This is a genomic window from Paenibacillus sp. SRL342 (genome assembly GCF_984798905.1).
This window is the reverse complement of record NZ_OZ481790.1, coordinates 5,499,420-5,517,023: the sequence shown is the minus strand read 5'-3', so window position 1 is coordinate 5,517,023 and position 17,604 is coordinate 5,499,420. Positions and strand designations below refer to the sequence as shown.

13 protein-coding genes and 1 pseudogene are annotated in these 17,604 nt (G+C 47.0%); 10 read left to right on the top strand and 4 right to left on the bottom strand.

Annotated elements, in window-relative coordinates; all coding sequences use genetic code 11:
- Window position 1 precedes the first annotated feature (1 nt).
- From AC4E8D_RS24285 to AC4E8D_RS24270, 4 genes are all read left to right on the top strand, one after another.
- The gene (locus AC4E8D_RS24285; RefSeq protein ID WP_339305442.1) at window positions 2-931 is read left to right on the top strand and encodes a peptidase U32 family protein; all 930 of its coding nucleotides are present in this window, start codon (window positions 2-4) and stop codon (window positions 929-931) included.
- A 17-nt stretch (window positions 932-948) separates the two neighbouring features.
- Entirely contained in the window at window positions 949-2,277 is a 1,329-nt protein-coding gene (locus AC4E8D_RS24280; protein WP_221824739.1) for a peptidase U32 family protein, read from the top strand.
- 234 nt (window positions 2,278-2,511) lie between these two features.
- A complete protein-coding gene (locus AC4E8D_RS24275; protein WP_339305440.1) occupies window positions 2,512-4,800 on the top strand; it encodes a methyl-accepting chemotaxis protein in 2,289 nt (762 codons plus the stop codon).
- Between the two features lie 122 nt (window positions 4,801-4,922).
- Window positions 4,923-6,734 carry a peptidoglycan D,D-transpeptidase FtsI family protein gene (locus AC4E8D_RS24270; RefSeq protein WP_221824736.1) on the top strand — a complete coding sequence of 604 codons (1,812 nt, stop codon included), beginning with the start codon at window positions 4,923-4,925 and terminating at the stop codon, window positions 6,732-6,734.
- On the opposite strand, the gene AC4E8D_RS24265 is transcribed toward AC4E8D_RS24270, so the two are convergent.
- Window positions 6,713-7,909 (bottom strand): AI-2E family transporter, encoded by a 1,197-nt coding sequence (locus tag AC4E8D_RS24265; RefSeq protein ID WP_221824734.1) that lies wholly within the window; start codon window positions 7,907-7,909, stop codon window positions 6,713-6,715. The genes AC4E8D_RS24270 and AC4E8D_RS24265 overlap by 22 nt on opposite strands.
- A gap of 174 nt (window positions 7,910-8,083) precedes the next feature.
- Here AC4E8D_RS24265 and AC4E8D_RS24260 point away from each other — a divergent pair, with 174 nt between their 5' ends.
- Window positions 8,084-9,487, top strand: a complete 1,404-nt coding sequence (locus AC4E8D_RS24260; protein WP_339305436.1) for a polysaccharide deacetylase family protein — start codon at window positions 8,084-8,086, stop codon at window positions 9,485-9,487.
- Between the two features lie 84 nt (window positions 9,488-9,571).
- Here the strand turns inward: AC4E8D_RS24260 and ilvD are convergent, their stop codons facing one another.
- The 3 genes and pseudogenes from ilvD to AC4E8D_RS24245 form a co-directional block, all read right to left on the bottom strand.
- Window positions 9,572-11,257, bottom strand: coding sequence for a dihydroxy-acid dehydratase (ilvD, locus tag AC4E8D_RS24255; protein ID WP_074096200.1), 1,686 nt, complete (start codon window positions 11,255-11,257; stop codon window positions 9,572-9,574).
- Between the two features lie 317 nt (window positions 11,258-11,574).
- Window positions 11,575-11,817, bottom strand: a pseudogene (locus AC4E8D_RS24250) (KGG domain-containing protein); the annotation flags it as partial.
- 123 nt (window positions 11,818-11,940) lie between these two features.
- Window positions 11,941-12,981: an acyltransferase family protein gene (locus AC4E8D_RS24245; RefSeq protein WP_221824732.1), complete on the bottom strand. Its 1,041-nt coding sequence runs from the start codon at window positions 12,979-12,981 to the stop codon at window positions 11,941-11,943.
- Between the two features lie 222 nt (window positions 12,982-13,203).
- Between AC4E8D_RS24245 and AC4E8D_RS24240 the strand changes: the two genes are divergently transcribed.
- The 5 genes from AC4E8D_RS24240 (at window position 13,204) to AC4E8D_RS24220 (ending at window position 17,588) form a co-directional block, all read left to right on the top strand.
- Window positions 13,204-14,169, top strand: a complete 966-nt coding sequence (locus AC4E8D_RS24240) for a sugar kinase (RefSeq protein ID WP_221824731.1) — start codon at window positions 13,204-13,206, stop codon at window positions 14,167-14,169.
- Between the two features lie 87 nt (window positions 14,170-14,256).
- A complete protein-coding gene (locus AC4E8D_RS24235; RefSeq protein WP_017686833.1) occupies window positions 14,257-14,922 on the top strand; it encodes a bifunctional 2-keto-4-hydroxyglutarate aldolase/2-keto-3-deoxy-6-phosphogluconate aldolase in 666 nt (221 codons plus the stop codon).
- 94 nt (window positions 14,923-15,016) lie between these two features.
- The gene (locus tag AC4E8D_RS24230) at window positions 15,017-15,781 is read left to right on the top strand and encodes an alpha/beta fold hydrolase (RefSeq protein ID WP_221824730.1); all 765 of its coding nucleotides are present in this window, start codon (window positions 15,017-15,019) and stop codon (window positions 15,779-15,781) included.
- A 64-nt stretch (window positions 15,782-15,845) separates the two neighbouring features.
- Window positions 15,846-16,613, top strand: coding sequence for an HAD family hydrolase (locus tag AC4E8D_RS24225; RefSeq protein ID WP_221824729.1), 768 nt, complete (start codon window positions 15,846-15,848; stop codon window positions 16,611-16,613).
- A gap of 234 nt (window positions 16,614-16,847) precedes the next feature.
- Window positions 16,848-17,588 carry an NAD-dependent protein deacylase gene (locus AC4E8D_RS24220; protein ID WP_221824728.1) on the top strand — a complete coding sequence of 247 codons (741 nt, stop codon included), beginning with the start codon at window positions 16,848-16,850 and terminating at the stop codon, window positions 17,586-17,588.
- The last annotated feature ends 16 nt before the right edge of the window (window positions 17,589-17,604 follow it).

Below are 17,604 nucleotides of genomic sequence, written 5' to 3'. Positions count from 1 at the left end.
TATGAGTAAGAAACATGAACTGCTCGTTACAGCAGCGAATGTGAAAGAGGCAGAAGTGCTGCTCCAGGCGGGAGCAGATGCTCTGGTCATTGGAGATGATCGATTCGGCATGCGTCTTCCAGGCAGCTTTAGCGTGGAAGAGACAGCAGAGGTGGTTGCCATTGCAGCCAAACATCAGGCGCGTGTGTATGTATCCATGACTAATCTGATGTCCAACGAACTGTTGAAAGAATTGCCTGAATATGTCCAAGCACTTGGCAGAATCGGTATTGATGGTGTGGAGTTTAATGATCCATCCGTGCTGGCTACCATGAAGGAATACGCGCGACATGTGAAGTTGCACTGGAATGCGGAAATGACTTCAACGAACTATGCGACGGCCAACTATTGGGGAACCAAGGGAGCTAGTCGCGTTGTACTTGCCCGAGAGTTGAATATGGACGAGTTGACGGAAATGGTTCCTTTTTTGAAGGTGGAAGCTCAGGTTCAGGTGCATGGCATGACGAATATTTATCATTCCAAGCGCAGTCTGGTGCAAAGTTATATGGCTCATCAAGGGCGGCCGGTTGAGGGACATCTGGGCAAAGAGCGGGGATTGTTCCTGATCGAGGCTGAACGTCGAGATGAGAAATTCCCGATCTACGAGGATATTAACGGTACACACATTATGAGCTCTGAGGATATATGTATCCTCGAAGACCTTCATCTGTTGATGGAGGCGGGTGTGCACAGTTTCAAAATTGAAGGTATGTTAAAATCACTCACTTACAATGAAGCTGTTGTACGTGCATATCGGACAGCGATTGACAGTTATATAGCCGATTCTGATGCATATGAGTTCTCTGAAGAGTGGCTCGCTGAGGTACGGAAGTTACAGGACCCTGAACGTGAATTGTCGTTTGGATTTTTCTATAAAGAACAAGTGTATTAATAGACGAGGTGAACAGAATGGAAACAGTGGCGGTACAGCGGAAGTTTTCGGGGAAACGTAACCGTCTGGACAAACCGGAGCTGCTAGCTCCGGCGGGTAATCTGGAAAAACTGAAATTTGCGATCCATTACGGTGCAGATGCCGTATATATCGGTGGACAAGCCTATGGACTGCGTTCCAACGCGGATAACTTCAGCTTTGAAGAGATGCGTGAAGGTGTGGAGTTTGCCAAAAAGTATGGAGCCAAGGTGTTCGTAGCGACAAACATCTATGCACATAATGAGGATGTTGAGGGTATCGAAACGTACCTGCAAAACCTCTATAATGCGGGGATCTCTGCGATCATCGTAGCCGATCCGGCTATCATTGAAGTAGCCCTTCGTGCTGTCCCAGGCCTTGAGGTACATCTAAGTACTCAACAATCCACACTCAACTGGCAAGCCGTGAAGTTCTGGAAAGATGAAGGACTTCCACGTGTTGTTCTCGGACGTGAGACCAGCTTTGAAGAGATTGAAGAGATCAAGGCCAATGTGGATATCGAAATTGAAGCCTTTATTCATGGGGCGATGTGTTCCTCGTATTCCGGACGTTGTGTGCTCTCCAATCACTTTACGGATCGGGACTCCAACCGGGGCGGCTGTTGCCAGTCTTGCCGCTGGAAGTATGATCTGTTCGAGGATGCGAGAGAAGATACGGTGTGGGTCAGCGAAGAGGACATGCAGATGAAGGCCCCTGCGACATTCAAACTGGGTGAGAACCAGCTTCCCCTGTTCGAGGAACAGGATAATTCATTCTCCATGGGATCAAAGGATCTGTGCATGATTGGCCATATTCCCGAGTTGATTGATGTGGGAGTGGACAGTTTCAAGATCGAAGGACGTATGAAATCGATCCACTACGTGGCAACTGTGGTTAACGTCTACCGTCAAGCTATTGATTCCTATATGGCAGACCCGGAAAATTATGTTCTGAAACCTGAATGGGTTGAAGAAATGAACAAAGCGGCGAATCGCCCGCTGAATACCGGATTTTTCTATGATACACCAGACCATGAAGATCATATCTATGAACCGGAAGAAAAGGCTGTACCTTTTGACTTCGCTGGCTTGGTCATGGGGTATGATGCTGAAACAGGAATGGCAACCATTCAACAGCGCAATCACTTCAAACCAGGACAGGAAATCGAATTTTTCGGTCCGGGAGGTCACTTTTTCAAACAGGTCGTCGGTGAAATACAGGATGAAGAAGGCAATGTTCTGGATGCTGCTCGTCACCCGTTGCAGCTGATTAAAATGAAGGTAGACCAACCGGTTTCGTACTTCGATATGATGAGAAAAAAGAAGTAGGCTCAAATACCTACGATGTGTCAATATTGTATTATGATTTAACAAAATAGTGTTATGAAATTTACTTAGGGACCTCCGTTTATCGGCAGATGGGGGTCTTTTTTTTATAGAAAAATAGGAATAAAGTTGTAAAATATTTCTGGGAAGTGAAAGGGGAACGAAGAAAGCTGTCGAATACTACATATTTATAGGGGAGAGAAAGAAAAATCCAACAAGTAAATTACTGGCAGGTGAATGGGATTGGTTCAAAAGAAGCAGAAAGACAGTGGGGAGCAAGTGACAAAAGCCGAGCAGGTTAATCCTGAGAAGGTTCAGAAAGTGAAGAAAGAAAAAGTAGTCAAAAGCAAAACAACAGGCACTGGCAAAAGATTGTTTAAGATTGACCGCAGCAAGCTCAAGCTGGGCTGGATCAAGACTGATTGGGTGAAGAAACAATTTAAAAACCGGGATTGGAAAAACCTTGGAGGTTCTTCTTTCCAACAGATTAAGAAGGCAAATCCGGTTAAATCCGTAGGGGTTAAACTGTTCTTGATCTTTTTTGCGGGAATTATGATTTTTGTAGTGAGTTTAGGTCTATTATCCTATTCAAAAGCCAAGGGTACGATAGAGAAAAATGCCTCACGTGCCAATCAGGAGACCATTGATCAGACCAAACAAAAAATGGACATTATTTTGGAGAGATTTGTGGATACATCCACACAGATTTTCTTTGATCCTGAAATGCAGTCCTTGCTACAAAAAATGTCAGATCAAAATCTGACTGCGTATGATACATTCATAAACTCAAGTTCCATCAACAAGCAACTGTCTAATGTTGCATTTACAAATAAATCTATGGAAGCGATTTATTTGGTACCTACGGACGATACAAAGTCCATTATGGGTACAGGCAGCAACAGTTCATCCATGGGCAACATTCGCCAGGAAGCGTGGTACAGTGAGTTGATTGAGGCGGGCGGTTATCGCTGGCTTCCAACTGAGGTCAAGGAAGATGGCTCAACCCCAACGTTTAAAATTGCACGTTCCATGAAAAACCTGCAGGGGACTACTCAGTCGTATGTTCTGGTTATTGAACTGAAACTGGAAGTTTTGGAGGAACAATTGAAATCGCTTGATCTGGGGCAAGGAGCTGTTCTTCAACTGATTGCTCCGGATAATAAAGTGGTTGCATCCTCCATCTCGGATCGTACGGGACAAGATACAGAGCTTGCATTTGTCAAAGAGTTGACCGAACCAGCAGGTAGTACGAATACGGAGTATGTGGTAGATGGCAAATCTACGGAAATGTTGGCTGTATACAGTACGATGGATACATCCAATTGGAAACTGGTTGGTATGATACCTACCTCTGTATTGGTTCAGGATGCAAAGGGCATTCTGACTCTGACCTTGTGGATGGCGCTGATTGATGCGGGGATTGCAGTATTGATCGGGATCTGGATGGTGCGTATGATCGCTCGTCCACTCGGCAAATTGAAAGACCTGATGCAGGAAGGTGCGAAAGGTAATCTTAAAGTTCGTACACCATATAGCTCCAAGGATGAAATTGGTCAGCTCTCGACCGCCTTCAATCTGATGATGGAGCAGATTACTAAGCTGGTTGAACAAACCAATCGTTCTGCGCAGGAAGTATTGGATACAGCCTCTGAGCTGAGCAGTGCATCCAAGAAAACGGCTGTATCTGCTTCGGAGATCGCCGTAGCTACAGAGGAGATCGCAGGCGGTGCAGGCAGTTTGGCAACCGAAGCGGAACGTGGTAATGAATTAACTGACAATATCTCTCGTCAGATGCAGAGTGTAATCGCTGCTAATGAACAGATGGGTGATTCTGCTCGTCATGTAGAGAAGTCCAGTCAGACAGGAACACAACATCTGAATCAGTTGATGACCAAAACCCAGAAGACAGAAGAAATGATTGGTGCACTGGTGAATAAGGTTGATTCGCTGAAAGAGAGCACGTCCTCTGTTCTGAAAGTGCTTGAAGTACTGCAAAACATAACGAAGCAGACCAATATCCTTTCCCTGAATGCAACCATTGAAGCAGCACGTGCCGGTGCAGCCGGACGCGGATTTATGGTGGTGGCTGATGAGGTTCGTCAGCTCGCGGCTCAATCCAGACAATCCATTGAGATGGTTGGAGAGATCACAGACAAAATCATGACTGAAATGAATGAGACCGTGGATGCTTTGTCGGCAGCCTATCCGTTATTCAAGGAACAGATGGATGCGGTTAAAGACACCAACGTCATCTTTGCTTCCGTACAGGAACAGATGGGTGCATTTGTGGAACGTCTGGGCATGGTGACAGGTTCTATTGGAGATTTAAACAAATCTCAAGGTACCTTGTCTGAAGCCATGAGCAATGTCAGCGCTGTAGCTGAAGAATCTTCTGCAACGTCCCAAGAAGTAGCTTCCTTGAGCAGTGAACAGCAAAATATCAGTAACCAGCTGGTCAATCTGTCTGGCAAACTGGAGAATGTGTCTACTGAACTGAAAGAAACCTTGTCACGCTTTACGGTGTAACAAGCCAAGGTTGAAATGAGGAGAACCTGTCCCGCACATGGGACAGGTTTTCTTTTTGTTTACCGGATAATTCCAAGTCATATCAGCAATAATATGTCAAAACGACAAAAGGTGAGATTGGGATGCATCTCCTTGCGAAACGGCGAATCTATATAACTTGTATTCTTCTAACTCTTGTTTTTGGATTGCTTATACTACGATTGGGTTGGGTCCAGATTGTTCAGGTGAATCAGACGATGCCCGGACTTCACCGAACGGTACGGGAAATGTCTGTATTGCAGCGTGAACGCGGGGTGATGCTTGACCCGGGGCGGGGACAATTTACGGATTACAAGGGTGAAGCGTTGACTGGTAAGCTGCAATGGGGATTGGTTCTTTTTCCACAGGCAGGACCATTAGAGACATTACGCAAGCATGGGACATTAGAAGGCTCCGAGATGATACAGTTGGCAGCTATATTACATACCGATCCGGATCAATTGAAGAAGGAATGGAATCAGGAGAATACACCTCATTTCTGGACAGCAGGTTCACATCAGCCTGTTCATTTGACCGCTGCTCAAGTGGAGCGCCTACGTAGTTTGCAGCTGCAAGGAGCTGGCATCTATCCAATGATGACAAGGTATCTCCAGGGGCATACAGGGATGCAGTGGATGGGTTATCTGGCTGAACAGCCCGAGTCCTCCAAGGTTATAACTGGGCATCAGGATGAAGTAAAACAGCCATTTGCTATGAAATCAGGGGCGGCTGGACTGGAGAGGACACTTGAACCCCTGTTAAGGGGAATTGGCCCTACGCTTGTATCACGCATGGTCTCGGGTGGTGGAGAGATTATCCCTGATATTCAGCCACATGTCATTGCACCAGCCAATACCCATTATCCTTTACGTGTAGAAACCACAGTGGATGCTGAGTTACAGCGTGGGTTGGAAGAGTTGACGCAAGAATCTGGATTACAAGAAGGGGCCATTGTTGTGTTAGATGCTGCTAACGCGGATGTTCGTGCCATGATCTCCCGCCCTTTCTATCAGCCACAACATGTGAACCCCAAGCAATCGGCCTGGGGTAATCGTGCAGTGCAGGGAGCCGTACCGGGTTCCATTTTCAAAATTGTCACTGCGGCTGCTGCTTTGGAGTATCATGCGGTTTCTAGCGGAGAAGAATTCCATTGCGGTGGTGAGTACGGAAGATATGGGCTGTCTTGCTGGAAGGAGCATGGGCATGGAGACCTGAATCAGGAGCAAGGATTCGCGGAGTCTTGCAACATCGTATTCGCGGAAACGGCGCGCAGGCTTAGTATGGAGCAACTGGAGAACACGGCTGATCGTCTGGGACTCGCGCGTCCGATTGGCTGGGAGGGGAAGCAGATGGCAGGAATGCCCGTGTTACGACACTTTGATCATGAGGATCACGGTCGTGTGAGAACAGAGACTGTTTCTTCTACTGATGAAGGTGCGAAAATACAGACAGCAATCGGCCAGCGCGATGTCTTGGTCACACCGCTGCAAGCTGCCAATCTGATCGTTACACTGTTACATGATGGAAAGGTTAGTGCACCACGTCTCGTTAAGCGCATCCGATATGCGGATGGTGGCACCATGCTGGAAATGCCCTTGCATGATTCACCTTCAGCATCAGGACAGATTGCTCCCGCAACAGCGCATAAACTGTTATCATGGATGAATAAGGTAGTACGTGAGGGAACAGGAAAATCCCTGCAGCGTGCACGGTGGCATGTTGCAGGGAAATCAGGTACAGCTCAGATACAGAAACATGGAGAGAAGCGCAACAATCAATGGTTCATTGGTTATGGACCGGTAGAACAACCCCGATATGCTGTAGCTGTTCTTGTTCAAAATGTCTCTCCTGACAGCCAACATCAAGCGACGGCTCTATTCAGGAAGGTGATGGACTATTTGGCTGAGTCCTCATGATCCTTCGCAGAAACGGGACGTTGTACAGTAGACTCGGCAGAATTCGCTGATGCCTTACTAACCGGTGGGTCCATGACCAATGGAGAGGATTCAAATTCATCTTTTGGCAGGTGAATCCACTTTTGCAGGTACCCTTGTTGTAACAGTTCTTTCAGAAGGATCAGAAGCACTGGAGATAACACGACACCAGCCAGGCCAAAGATCGAAAGGGAGATCAGCATAAACGAAAGCATCAAGTACGCCGAAGATACACCAATCGAGTTACCCGATATTTTCGGTTCCAGCAATTGTCTTGTCAGCATCGTCACTGCCAGAATCACAATCAGGCCAATCGCCAGGCTACTATTGCCAATAATGAATAAGTAGACGATCCATGGAATAAACACAACAGGAACGCCAAGCAATGGTACCAGATCAAAAACCGCACAGACTGCCGCAATGGTAAAGGCGTTAGAGGTTCCCAAAATCAACAAACCTGCATAAATCAATACAAACGTAATGAGCATCATGATCATCTGTGCCTTCAGATACGAGCGGATTGTCTTGAACACGTGATTACGCATGAATTCAATAGCTAACTTTAATGTTTTGGGCGTTTTCGCACGGGCGAACTTGCGCCAGGACTCAATCTCGATACTCAGGAAAAATGCCAGAATAATCGCAATTCCGAAGTTCGTAATAAAAGAAGAGAATGAACTGAGGAAACCTACGACGAATTGCGCGCCGCTAGTTACCCATTTGGACAGGAATCCGGTCAGTGTTGCAAAATAATCATTCGCTTTTTCCATAACTCCATCAGGGAGAGCATCTGACTTGTCCTGAATGAATAACACCAGATTGGTGAATTCACGTTGTATCATCTCAATGTATACGGGGAAATTATCTTGCAGATTGGAAATTTGTGAAATGATAATTAAGCCCACACCAAAAAAGGCAGCGACAATCAATGCAAGAAACAACAAGACGGAGATGGCGGCTCCAAGCGTCTTGGGCATTCCTTTGCGATGTAAAAATTTGGCCAGCGGTTCAATCATCCAATACACGATGAATGATAGAAAGACTGGTGCAGCCACTTGGTATAATTGACTGAAACTGTACATGATCACATACACGGTTAATATGAGCAATGCGATGTCAAAGACAGTTCGCCCGTATTTTTTGTAAAGCGGTAGCATGGACATGGCTCCTTTGATGGCAATAATTAGATTGTATTTATTGTACACGATAGCTATCTTTTTGGGAAAACAGGATTCAAGAAAAGTCTGAATTATGATAAAATTAAAGGCGGTTTATTTTAGATAGTGCCATCGTGCACCGTAATTCAGCAGGAGAAGTGGGGAGCTTGCAACATGACAATGATACTTCAGAGTATTCTACTGTGGTTATTGTATCTTTCATCTTTTTACGCCTTTATTCCAAGTTTGATTAGCAGGCTTTTTGGTTTTCGTGTATTTCGACGGGGAAGAAGTGATACACAATTTGCATTAACATTTGACGATGGGCCAGATCCACATTATACGCCGAGACTACTCGATCTGCTTCGTCTGCATCAAGCAAAAGCCACATTTTTTGTTGTTGGAGAACATGCTGCGAGTCATCCTGAACTCATTCAGCGCATACATGACGAAGGTCATCTTATTGGCATTCATAATTATATTCACAAGACGAACTGGCTCATGCGGCCGCGTACTGTTCGTGATCAGATTCAGCGAACAGGTCAGATTATTCATGAAGTAACCGGTGTGAAGACTTGTTATTATCGTCCGCCGTGGGGGATTATGAATCTGTTTGATTTTTTCAGTAAGAAAGAGCGAAAGATTGTACTGTGGTCTTCCATGTTTGAGGACTGGAGAAGCCGAGTAGGTGCCCAGAGATTGACCGAACGGATGCTGAAGGAACTGAGAGGCGGAGAGGTCATGCTGCTGCATGATCGAGGAACGACCCTTGGTGCTGATGCACGCGCGCCGGAGCAGATGCTTCAGGCGCTGGAAGTCGTCTTGCAGGAAGCTGAACGGCTAGGCCTGCAAAGCGTACGCGTTGATACGTTGATGGGAGGTATCACAGTGAGCGAATCTCAGAACAAAACGCAATTACAGACACCATTGAAGCTATGGAAACGAATCGTTGTTGCCTTATGGCTGGGCTGGGAGAAGTTGTTCCACTGGGTGTATCATCTACGGACGGCTTCGCCAGAGGACCCCATGCTGCACTTCAGATCACGTGTATATCACGGAGCACGGGTGGAGATGAATGACGGCCATGTCATTCAAAATGGAGATCCGGTGATAGAACTGCATTTTGACAATCAAAAGTTGTTTGAACTTGGAGTGACATCACGTTCCAGTATGCATTTGGCTATTCGCATGATTCGGACCATGGAACAGCAATTGCCGGATCTGGCACGCATGGTGGCACTCGAACCTGAGTTACAATCTGCCAAGGCCATATACGGTGTGAGTATGATTAACAGAGGTCCGGAAAAATTTGGATTTACCATACAAGAATTGCCTCCTGGTCCGTTCAGTGCTGCATCTAAAGTATACCTGAAACTGCTCTTAAGTGTGATCCATCCTGCCGGAACCAAACGCCTGAAACAGCGTGCAGAACAATTGGTACCCAAGATGATTGCTATGCCGCTGGATCTACTGTTGGAACGTTACGGTCAACATACTATGCAGGTGGCAGCAACGGTAGAAGAATCCAGAGATGAATCATTGTTAATTGAACAAGAGATATTGCCAGAGCGGAACTAACGGACTGATCTTACCAACCAGCAAAAGAAAAGGGTTGCCCTTCGCCAGATTTGGCAGAAGAGTAACCCTTTATTGATTAATGAATTAGATACTCAGTACGCCACCGTTGCTTGCATTGGTAACCAGTTTGGAATAACGAGCCAGGTAACCGGTTTTTACTTTCGGTTCAAAGCCTTTCCAACCTGCACGACGACGTTCAAACTCTTCGTCACTGATGTGCAATTCGATGATACGGTTGTTCAGATCCAGCTCGATGATGTCTCCTTCTTCAACAAAGGCGATTGGACCACCTTCAGCTGCTTCCGGAGAGATATGTCCGATACTGATTCCGCGGGATGCGCCAGAGAAGCGTCCATCGGTGATCAGACCGACTTTAGCACCCAACCCCATACCTACGATTTGGGAAGTAGGAGCCAACATCTCAGGCATACCTGGTCCGCCTTTTGGTCCTTCATAACGGATAACAACAACATGTCCTTCTTTTACTTTGCCGTTAGCAATGCCTTCGAGCGCTTGCTCCTGGGAGTCAAAGCAGATGGCAGGACCTTTGTGGTATCCGCCAACCGAAGCATCAACAGCACCAACCTTGATGATAGCGCCTTGTGGTGCAAGGTTACCAAACAATACAGCCAGGCCGCCTTTTTCGGAATGCGGGTTATCCAGGTGGTGAATGACATTTGTATCCTGAATTTCTTTTCCTTCAACGTTCTCACGGATCGTTTTACCCGTTACGGTAATGCAGTCACCGTGAATCGCGCCTGGTTTCTTGAGCAATTCGTTCAGCACTGCGCTTACGCCGCCTGCATTGTGAACGTCTTCGATGTGAAGATCGGAAGCAGGTGCAAGTTTCGCCAGATGCGGAACGCGGTTAGCTACTTCATTGATGCGCTCGATTGGATACTCGATGCCAGCTTCATGAGCCAGTGCCAGCGTGTGCAGTACTGTATTCGTAGATCCACCCATCGCCATATCCAGTGCAAACGCGTTATCGATCGCTTCTACAGTAACGATATCACGTGGTTTCAGATCCATTTTAATAAGTTCCATTAGTTGTTTAGCAGATTGTTTAACAAACTCACGACGCTCAGGAGCAACAGCCAGGATGGTTCCGTTACCTGGCATAGCCAGTCCCATCGCTTCAGCCAGACAGTTCATGGAGTTCGCTGTGAACATACCGGAGCATGATCCACAGGTTGGACAACCGAACTGTTCAAGCTCAAGCAAGCTCTTGTCATCGATTTTACCTGCTTGGTAAGCACCTACGCCTTCAAATACAGAGGTCAAGGACAGAGCTTTACCATTGCTGTCACGACCGGCTTTCATCGGACCACCGCTGACAAACACGGTAGGGATATTACAGCGGAGTGCACCCATCATCATGCCGGGTGTAATTTTATCGCAGTTCGGGATACATACCATGCCGTCGAACCAGTGTGCAGATACAACGGTTTCCACGGAATCCGCGATAATGTCACGGCTTGGCAGCGAGTAACGCATACCAATGTGTCCCATGGCAATTCCGTCATCTACACCGATGGTGTTGAATTCGAATGGAACGCCACCGGCTTCACGAATAGCATCCTTTACAATTTTACCGAATTCCTGCAGGTGAACGTGGCCGGGCACGATATCGATGTAAGAGTTACATACGGCAATAAATGGCTTGCCGAAATCCTCTTCTTTAACGCCCGCTGCGCGGAGCAAACTCCGGTGTGGTGCACGGTCAAAACCTTTTTTGATCATATCGGAACGCATCTTCTTGGCTGACATGGTGTATTCCCCCCAAATATATAATATTGAGCAACATGAATGGAAAAGTAAATGGCAGTGCATCTGTCGTTTAATTTCATCCGTACTCTAAAAAAAAGGACCGGCATGCCGGTGTCGAGCTCCCCGTAGTTTGTGAAATTCTTTGCTGCTTTAAACCCGTGAACACCCGGTTTTTCTATTGAGTCTATCACAACCGTCGTCATATTTCTACAATCAATAGAAAGAAGCCTCAAACCATTTTCATGGAATTAGACTTCTTGATTTGCGGAAAAGCTATGATCATGTTTCGATGTGGCGAGCGGAATTCATTAGTTGCTTCCACCTTTGCGTCCAATCTCACGATAGAATTCCTTATTATGAGTTTCGGAGGTTGCTTCGCCGCCCTTGCGACCAATCTGCTTGTAAAAGTCAGTGTCATGGGCATCTGAAGTCGCTTCTCCACCTTTTTTTCCAATCATCTGGTAGAAGCTTCGATCATGGTTCTTGGAAGTGGCTTTACCACCTAATCTGCCAGCTTCCTCACGGCTCATCTTGCGTTCTGACGTCGGTTGACGTGCCATTACAAATCACTCCTTACAACGATAAGTTGTTTTTTGTAGCGCGTATCCCTAATTTACCACCTTATTTCCAGCCTGAAACAACACAGCAGGATAGAACGGATGGTGAAGAGATCCGTCAGAGCATTAGGCCGACCGTTTAAACACCTCAGGTCGATGGAAAGAAAATCGGGATATATCCGGTTCAATTAAGGGTTTGAACGTGTGACGTACAGCCGGCAGAGCCAGGGTGACTGCGAAGAGTACGGCAATGACAAGTATGACTGGAATATACGCCGAGCTTCCCATATAACTGTAGACTCCGGACCAGACCGCGAGACGAACGAGAAACCCATGCAGCAGGAATACATAGAGTGTGCGTCGTCCAAGGTCCGTCAGTCTGGAAGTCAAGGAAGGTACCCAGGCCAAGAACAGTACTGCCGATGCGATCTCCAATAGGTAGACTCCAAGTCGGAAGATGCCGGCATACCATTCGTGGTGACCCAGTTCGGCGTACGTCATGCTGCCGAGTAACCATCCGGATGAAATATTCAAACCACCATACCCGATCCATACCAACAGTGCAGCAGAGAGGATGGCTGCGGTTTTTCGCCCCCAACCGGATAATAAATGTGAACGGATGGTTGCTCCATAGTCATAACCGATGACAAAGAACGGCAGAAATACAAACGTACGGCTGAAGCTGAGCCAGAACCCGTCGATGGGCAAATACCCGGCAATTATACCGAGCGCAATCGATCCAATCAGCCGATATATCGGTTTCCAGGAAATCGTCAGACGAAGCAGCAGTCGCCAACAGAAATGACTCGCGAGAAACCATAACAGCAAGTAAGGTGCAAAGAAGGAAAGCCGCATATGGGGTGTATGGAATACGGTAAAGTCCATCAATGCGTATAAGGACTGAAACAGTACGTACTGTAGTGCAATCTGCTTCAGGACGTTTCGCCCAGATGCACCTTGGAGTGAGTGTGTCGCAAAATACCCGGTTACCCATACAAAGAGCGGCATGTGAAACGTATATATCCACAGGAACAGAGCTTCGGCTCCTGCAAAACGTGTAATGAGTGGTTCAAGTGCATTGCCAGCAAGGACACAGACGATAAGAATAAAGCGCAGATTGTAAAAGAAAGATTCCTGATCATCCCGGATCAGTGTCTGATTTTTCATGGTGTAGCCCCCTTATAGATCCTGGTTGAAAGGTCATTTGCATCTGTAATAAGGGTAATATGGATGTGTATTCTCTATTGTGATTTAATTCACATTTGTAAGCGTTATCTTTTCTCAAAGCTGTGACAACAAAATGAACACAACGGGATTGACAACGGTTGCATAGAGGATGACAATAGTAAAAGAAGATGAGGGAATGTAAATATAAGGAGGGAAGAAATCATGTCAACGAGTCCTTATCCAAGCCCGGAAATTATTACGTTTGGGGAGAGTATGGGTTTGCTGACTGCCAAGGATACAAGAGGGCTGGAATATGCAGCCACACTGGACAAGTCTTTCGGGGGGGCTGAGAGCAATCTGGCTATTGGCGTATCACGCCTGGGGCATACCAGTGGTTGGTTTGGACGTTTGGGCAATGATCCGATCGGCAGTATGATACTGAAAGCCATTCGCGGTGAAGGCGTAGATGTATCCCGGGTAAGGTTAAGTGATCACGAGCCGACTGGTTTGATGATTCGTGAGAACGCTTCCGGGAAAGCCTCGGTGCATTATTATAGGAAGCTATCTGCTGCAAGTGCGATCACACCTGATGATCTGGATCCCGACTATATTGCCGGGGCGAAGATATTGCACGTTACGGGTATAACGGCAGCGATAAGCACGTCCGGACTTGCTACGGTAGAGGCTGCCATACATATTGCCAAACAGGCAGGGGTGAAAGTAAGCTTTGATCCAAATCTGCGTCTCAAACTATGGTCTGCGGATGAGGCCCGTCCAGTTTTACTGCGTTTAGCTGAACTGGCAGACTACTTTTTACCGGGTCTGGACGAGATGAAACTTCTATATAACGAAGAAAATGATCAAAAAGTACTTGAGCGTTTATCTGCCATGAATGCTGTGTGCATCGTGAAGGGTGGCCCTGATTTGACCTACGTATTGGCGAATGGTACCCTAACGGAAGTTCCGTACTTTAAGGCGGATTATGTTCTGGATACGGTAGGAGCAGGAGATGGTTTCTGTGCGGGATTTTTATCGGGTTTATTAAAAGGATACTCCCCGCAGGAAGCAACCCGTCTCGGCAATTTGACCGGTTCCATGGTTATACAGGCTGTTGGCGATTGGGAGGCGCTCCCGACGTGGGGGCAGGTCGAGGCCAAGCTGAACAACGTTGCCCATGTTGAGCGTTAGTCGCTCTGGAATCATATATGGCTCATCTTCGTTCTTAAATGTAAGGCTTGTATACACAACCACCACATTGACAAGGGAGAGAATGAAATGAAGAAGCTTCAGCTGTTGCAAAAGATTACGGACAATGGGGTTGTGGCAGTTCTGCGTGCAGATTCTGCTGATCAAGTCATTGCCATGGCCGAGCAAGCGATTGCGGGTGGTATTAAAGTTATCGAGATTACGATGACAGTACCCAGTGCACTCAAAGCCATTGAAAAGTTAAGCCGTGTATACCATTGGAACACACAAGATCCAGAGAAATTCGCGATTATTGGTGCGGGAACGGTGCTTGAACCGCAAACGGCGAGAGCGGCTATCATGTCGGGTGCCGAGTTTGTAGTTGGACCTTCCCTGAACCCGGATACGGTTCAGATCTGCAACCTGTATCGAATTCCGATTCTGCCTGGTGTGATGACGATTGCTGATGTTCAACGCGCATTGGAACTCGGCGTGGACATTGTGAAGTTGTTCCCGGGTAATCTGTATGATCCTTCGATTATCAAAACGATGAAGGGCCCTATGCCGCAGGCGAATTTTATGCCAACTGGCGGGGTATCCTTGTCTAATCTGGGGGATTGGATCAAGGGTGGAGCAGTGGCTGTAGGGATTGGTTCCGACTTGACATCGGAAGCTGTGAAGACGGGTGACCTGAGTCATGTCCGTCGCAAAGCGGAACAATATATGGATGCTTACCGCAAGGCCAAGGCAGAATAATATTTTTTCAATTCGGAGAAGGGGAGCCTGATGAACAAAGGCTCCCAATTCTGTGAGCCGCGGCACCTGCGGAAGTGAAGAAAGGTGATTAAAGTTGAGAAATCGGTATAATACAGGGCGCAAGAAGAGGGGCATCGGGAAATTCCTGCTCGTACTTCTGGCGCTCATTGTCATTGGATGTGGATTTGTTGCGTGGAAATTATTCACACCATACGGTCCACAGGAATCAGCTCAAACAGCCATGGAAACAGCCAATCGGGTGACGGTGAGTGAACAAGAGAACTGGATTGATTTTGTGCCAGATAAACCGATTGGAAAAAGTGTACTTTTCTACCCTGGTGGGCTGGTGAAACCGGAAAGTTATGCACCACTCGCGCATGAGCTGGCTGCTGCGGGTCATCACACCATTATTGCCAAGATGCCAGTTAACCTGGCAGTGCTTAAGCCAAACTTGGCAGATGAGATTCTGGCCGCCTATCCAGACGAACAATTCGTTATGGGTGGACACTCTCTCGGCGGGTCCATGGCTGCACGTTATGTAGCAGCACATCCAGATGCACTTCATGGGATCTTCTTCTTGGCATCTTACCCGGATGAAAAAGGGAGTGTAATGACACTGGGAATACCTGCTTTAACCATTTTGGGTACTAAAGATGAGGTTGTGAATATGACCAAGTATCAGAGTGGACGTATGTATTTGCCCGTGGAGACGGTGTACTACACCATTGAAGGTGGAAACCACGCCCAGTTCGGTGATTATGGTCATCAAAAAGGAGATGGCAAGCCGGAAGTGAGTGGAGAAGAACAGTTGAATCAGACGCTCAAGACAGTACTGGCTTGGTTAAGTACGATCAAATAGATTTTGATTATTCTGCATTAAGGGCTGTATGCATGTATAGCATAACTTGATGGAGGTGATACGGATGACCATGCTTCAAGTGTATGGAGTGCAGATCCCATGTAAAGGTATCCTGTTCGATAAAGATGGAACACTGTTGGAATTCCTCCAGCTATGGGGGCCGTGGGCAGAGACGTTGCTGAGTCAGTTACAATCACGTATGAATGAGCTTGGAGCTTCATTTACGGTTGAACGGGAGCACGTCCTGGGCACCATTCATAATGCAGAAGGTCATATTGTCGGCTATGATCCGCAAGGCCCACTGGCCATTGCGACTGTGGATGAATGTACGGGATTGCTTGCCGGCCAGCTGTATGCAGCAGGCATGCCATGGAATGAAGCGATCACAACGATACGCCAATTTTCAAGTGTGGCCATGAAATCGGTAAGGGAGCGCAAATCGGCTGAACCGATGCCAGGATTACTTGCTTTCTTAGACAGTTGCAGGGCAGCAGACATACAGCTGGCAGTCGTCACTTCAGACAGTACAGCGGCAGCAGAAACACATCTGGATTGGATGGGGATTCGTTCCTTTTTCACCTCCATTGTGGGCTGTGATCGGGTGACACAGGGCAAACCAGATGGAGAAGCAGCCCTCCTGGCTTGCCGTGAATTACATATCGATCCTGCGAAGGCCGTTGTAATTGGAGACAGTAATGGGGATATGCAGATGGGGCGGCACGCAGAGGTATCCTATACCCTCGGTTACTGTCCGCAGTTAGATCAAGGATCTCACCTGGTTGATGCCCATGCCATTATTCGTCATTATAATGAGATAAGCGTTATTTTATAAGTCACCCTGGCTTGGTTGAACGATATAAATTGAACTCAACATTTACACAAAACGGAGAGGACAGAAATAACCTGAAGAAACGGAGTGTTCGCCTTTATCCTCGGATTTTTCCCTTTAGAAAGGAATCAAAAAAATCTGTGGATAACAGCGATCGGAAGGTTGTTCTGTCATCGGAGTGGCCAGTGTAAATATTCTTTAGTTCAATTTATATAGTAAACAAAAGGAGGAGAGAGGATGAACGCAACAGAACAGCTGGCTGCCTGGATTCAGGAAAGCTCCCGGATTGTTTTTTTCGGAGGGGCCGGAACTTCAACGGAAAGCGGGATTCCCGACTTCCGCTCGGCTGCGGGTCTGTATCAGACGGAGCAGCATTCGCCTTATCCACCGGAAGAGTTATTAAGTCGACATTTTTTTGATCAACACGCCGATATTTTTTATGATTTTTATCGTGGCAAAATGCTTCATCCAGATGCTGAACCGAATGGGTGCCATCGACTATTGGCCCGTCTGGAGCAGGAAGGAAAACTTCAGGCAGTGATCACGCAAAATATCGACGGACTGCATCAGAAGGCAGGCAACAGCAATGTTTTTGAGCTTCACGGCTCAGTTCATCGTAATGCCTGCATGGATTGCAAGCAGTTTTATACGCTGAATGATATTTTACAATCCCAAGATACGGTACCTCGCTGTACCACATGTGGTGGTGTGATCAAGCCGGATGTGGTGCTGTACGAAGAGGAACTGGATCAGACGACATTGTACCGCTCCATTGATGCACTGTCTTCTGCAGACCTGTTACTCGTGGGAGGCACGTCACTGACGGTATATCCAGCGGCACAGTTAATTACGTATTTTCAGGGAAAACATACCGTTCTGCTCAACGCTACACCTACCGCTTACGACCGCAGGGCTGATTTGCTGATTACAGAGCCGATTGGCGAGGTAATGAATAATGTGGACCAGATTCTTGGTTAAACGTACGTACTGAATA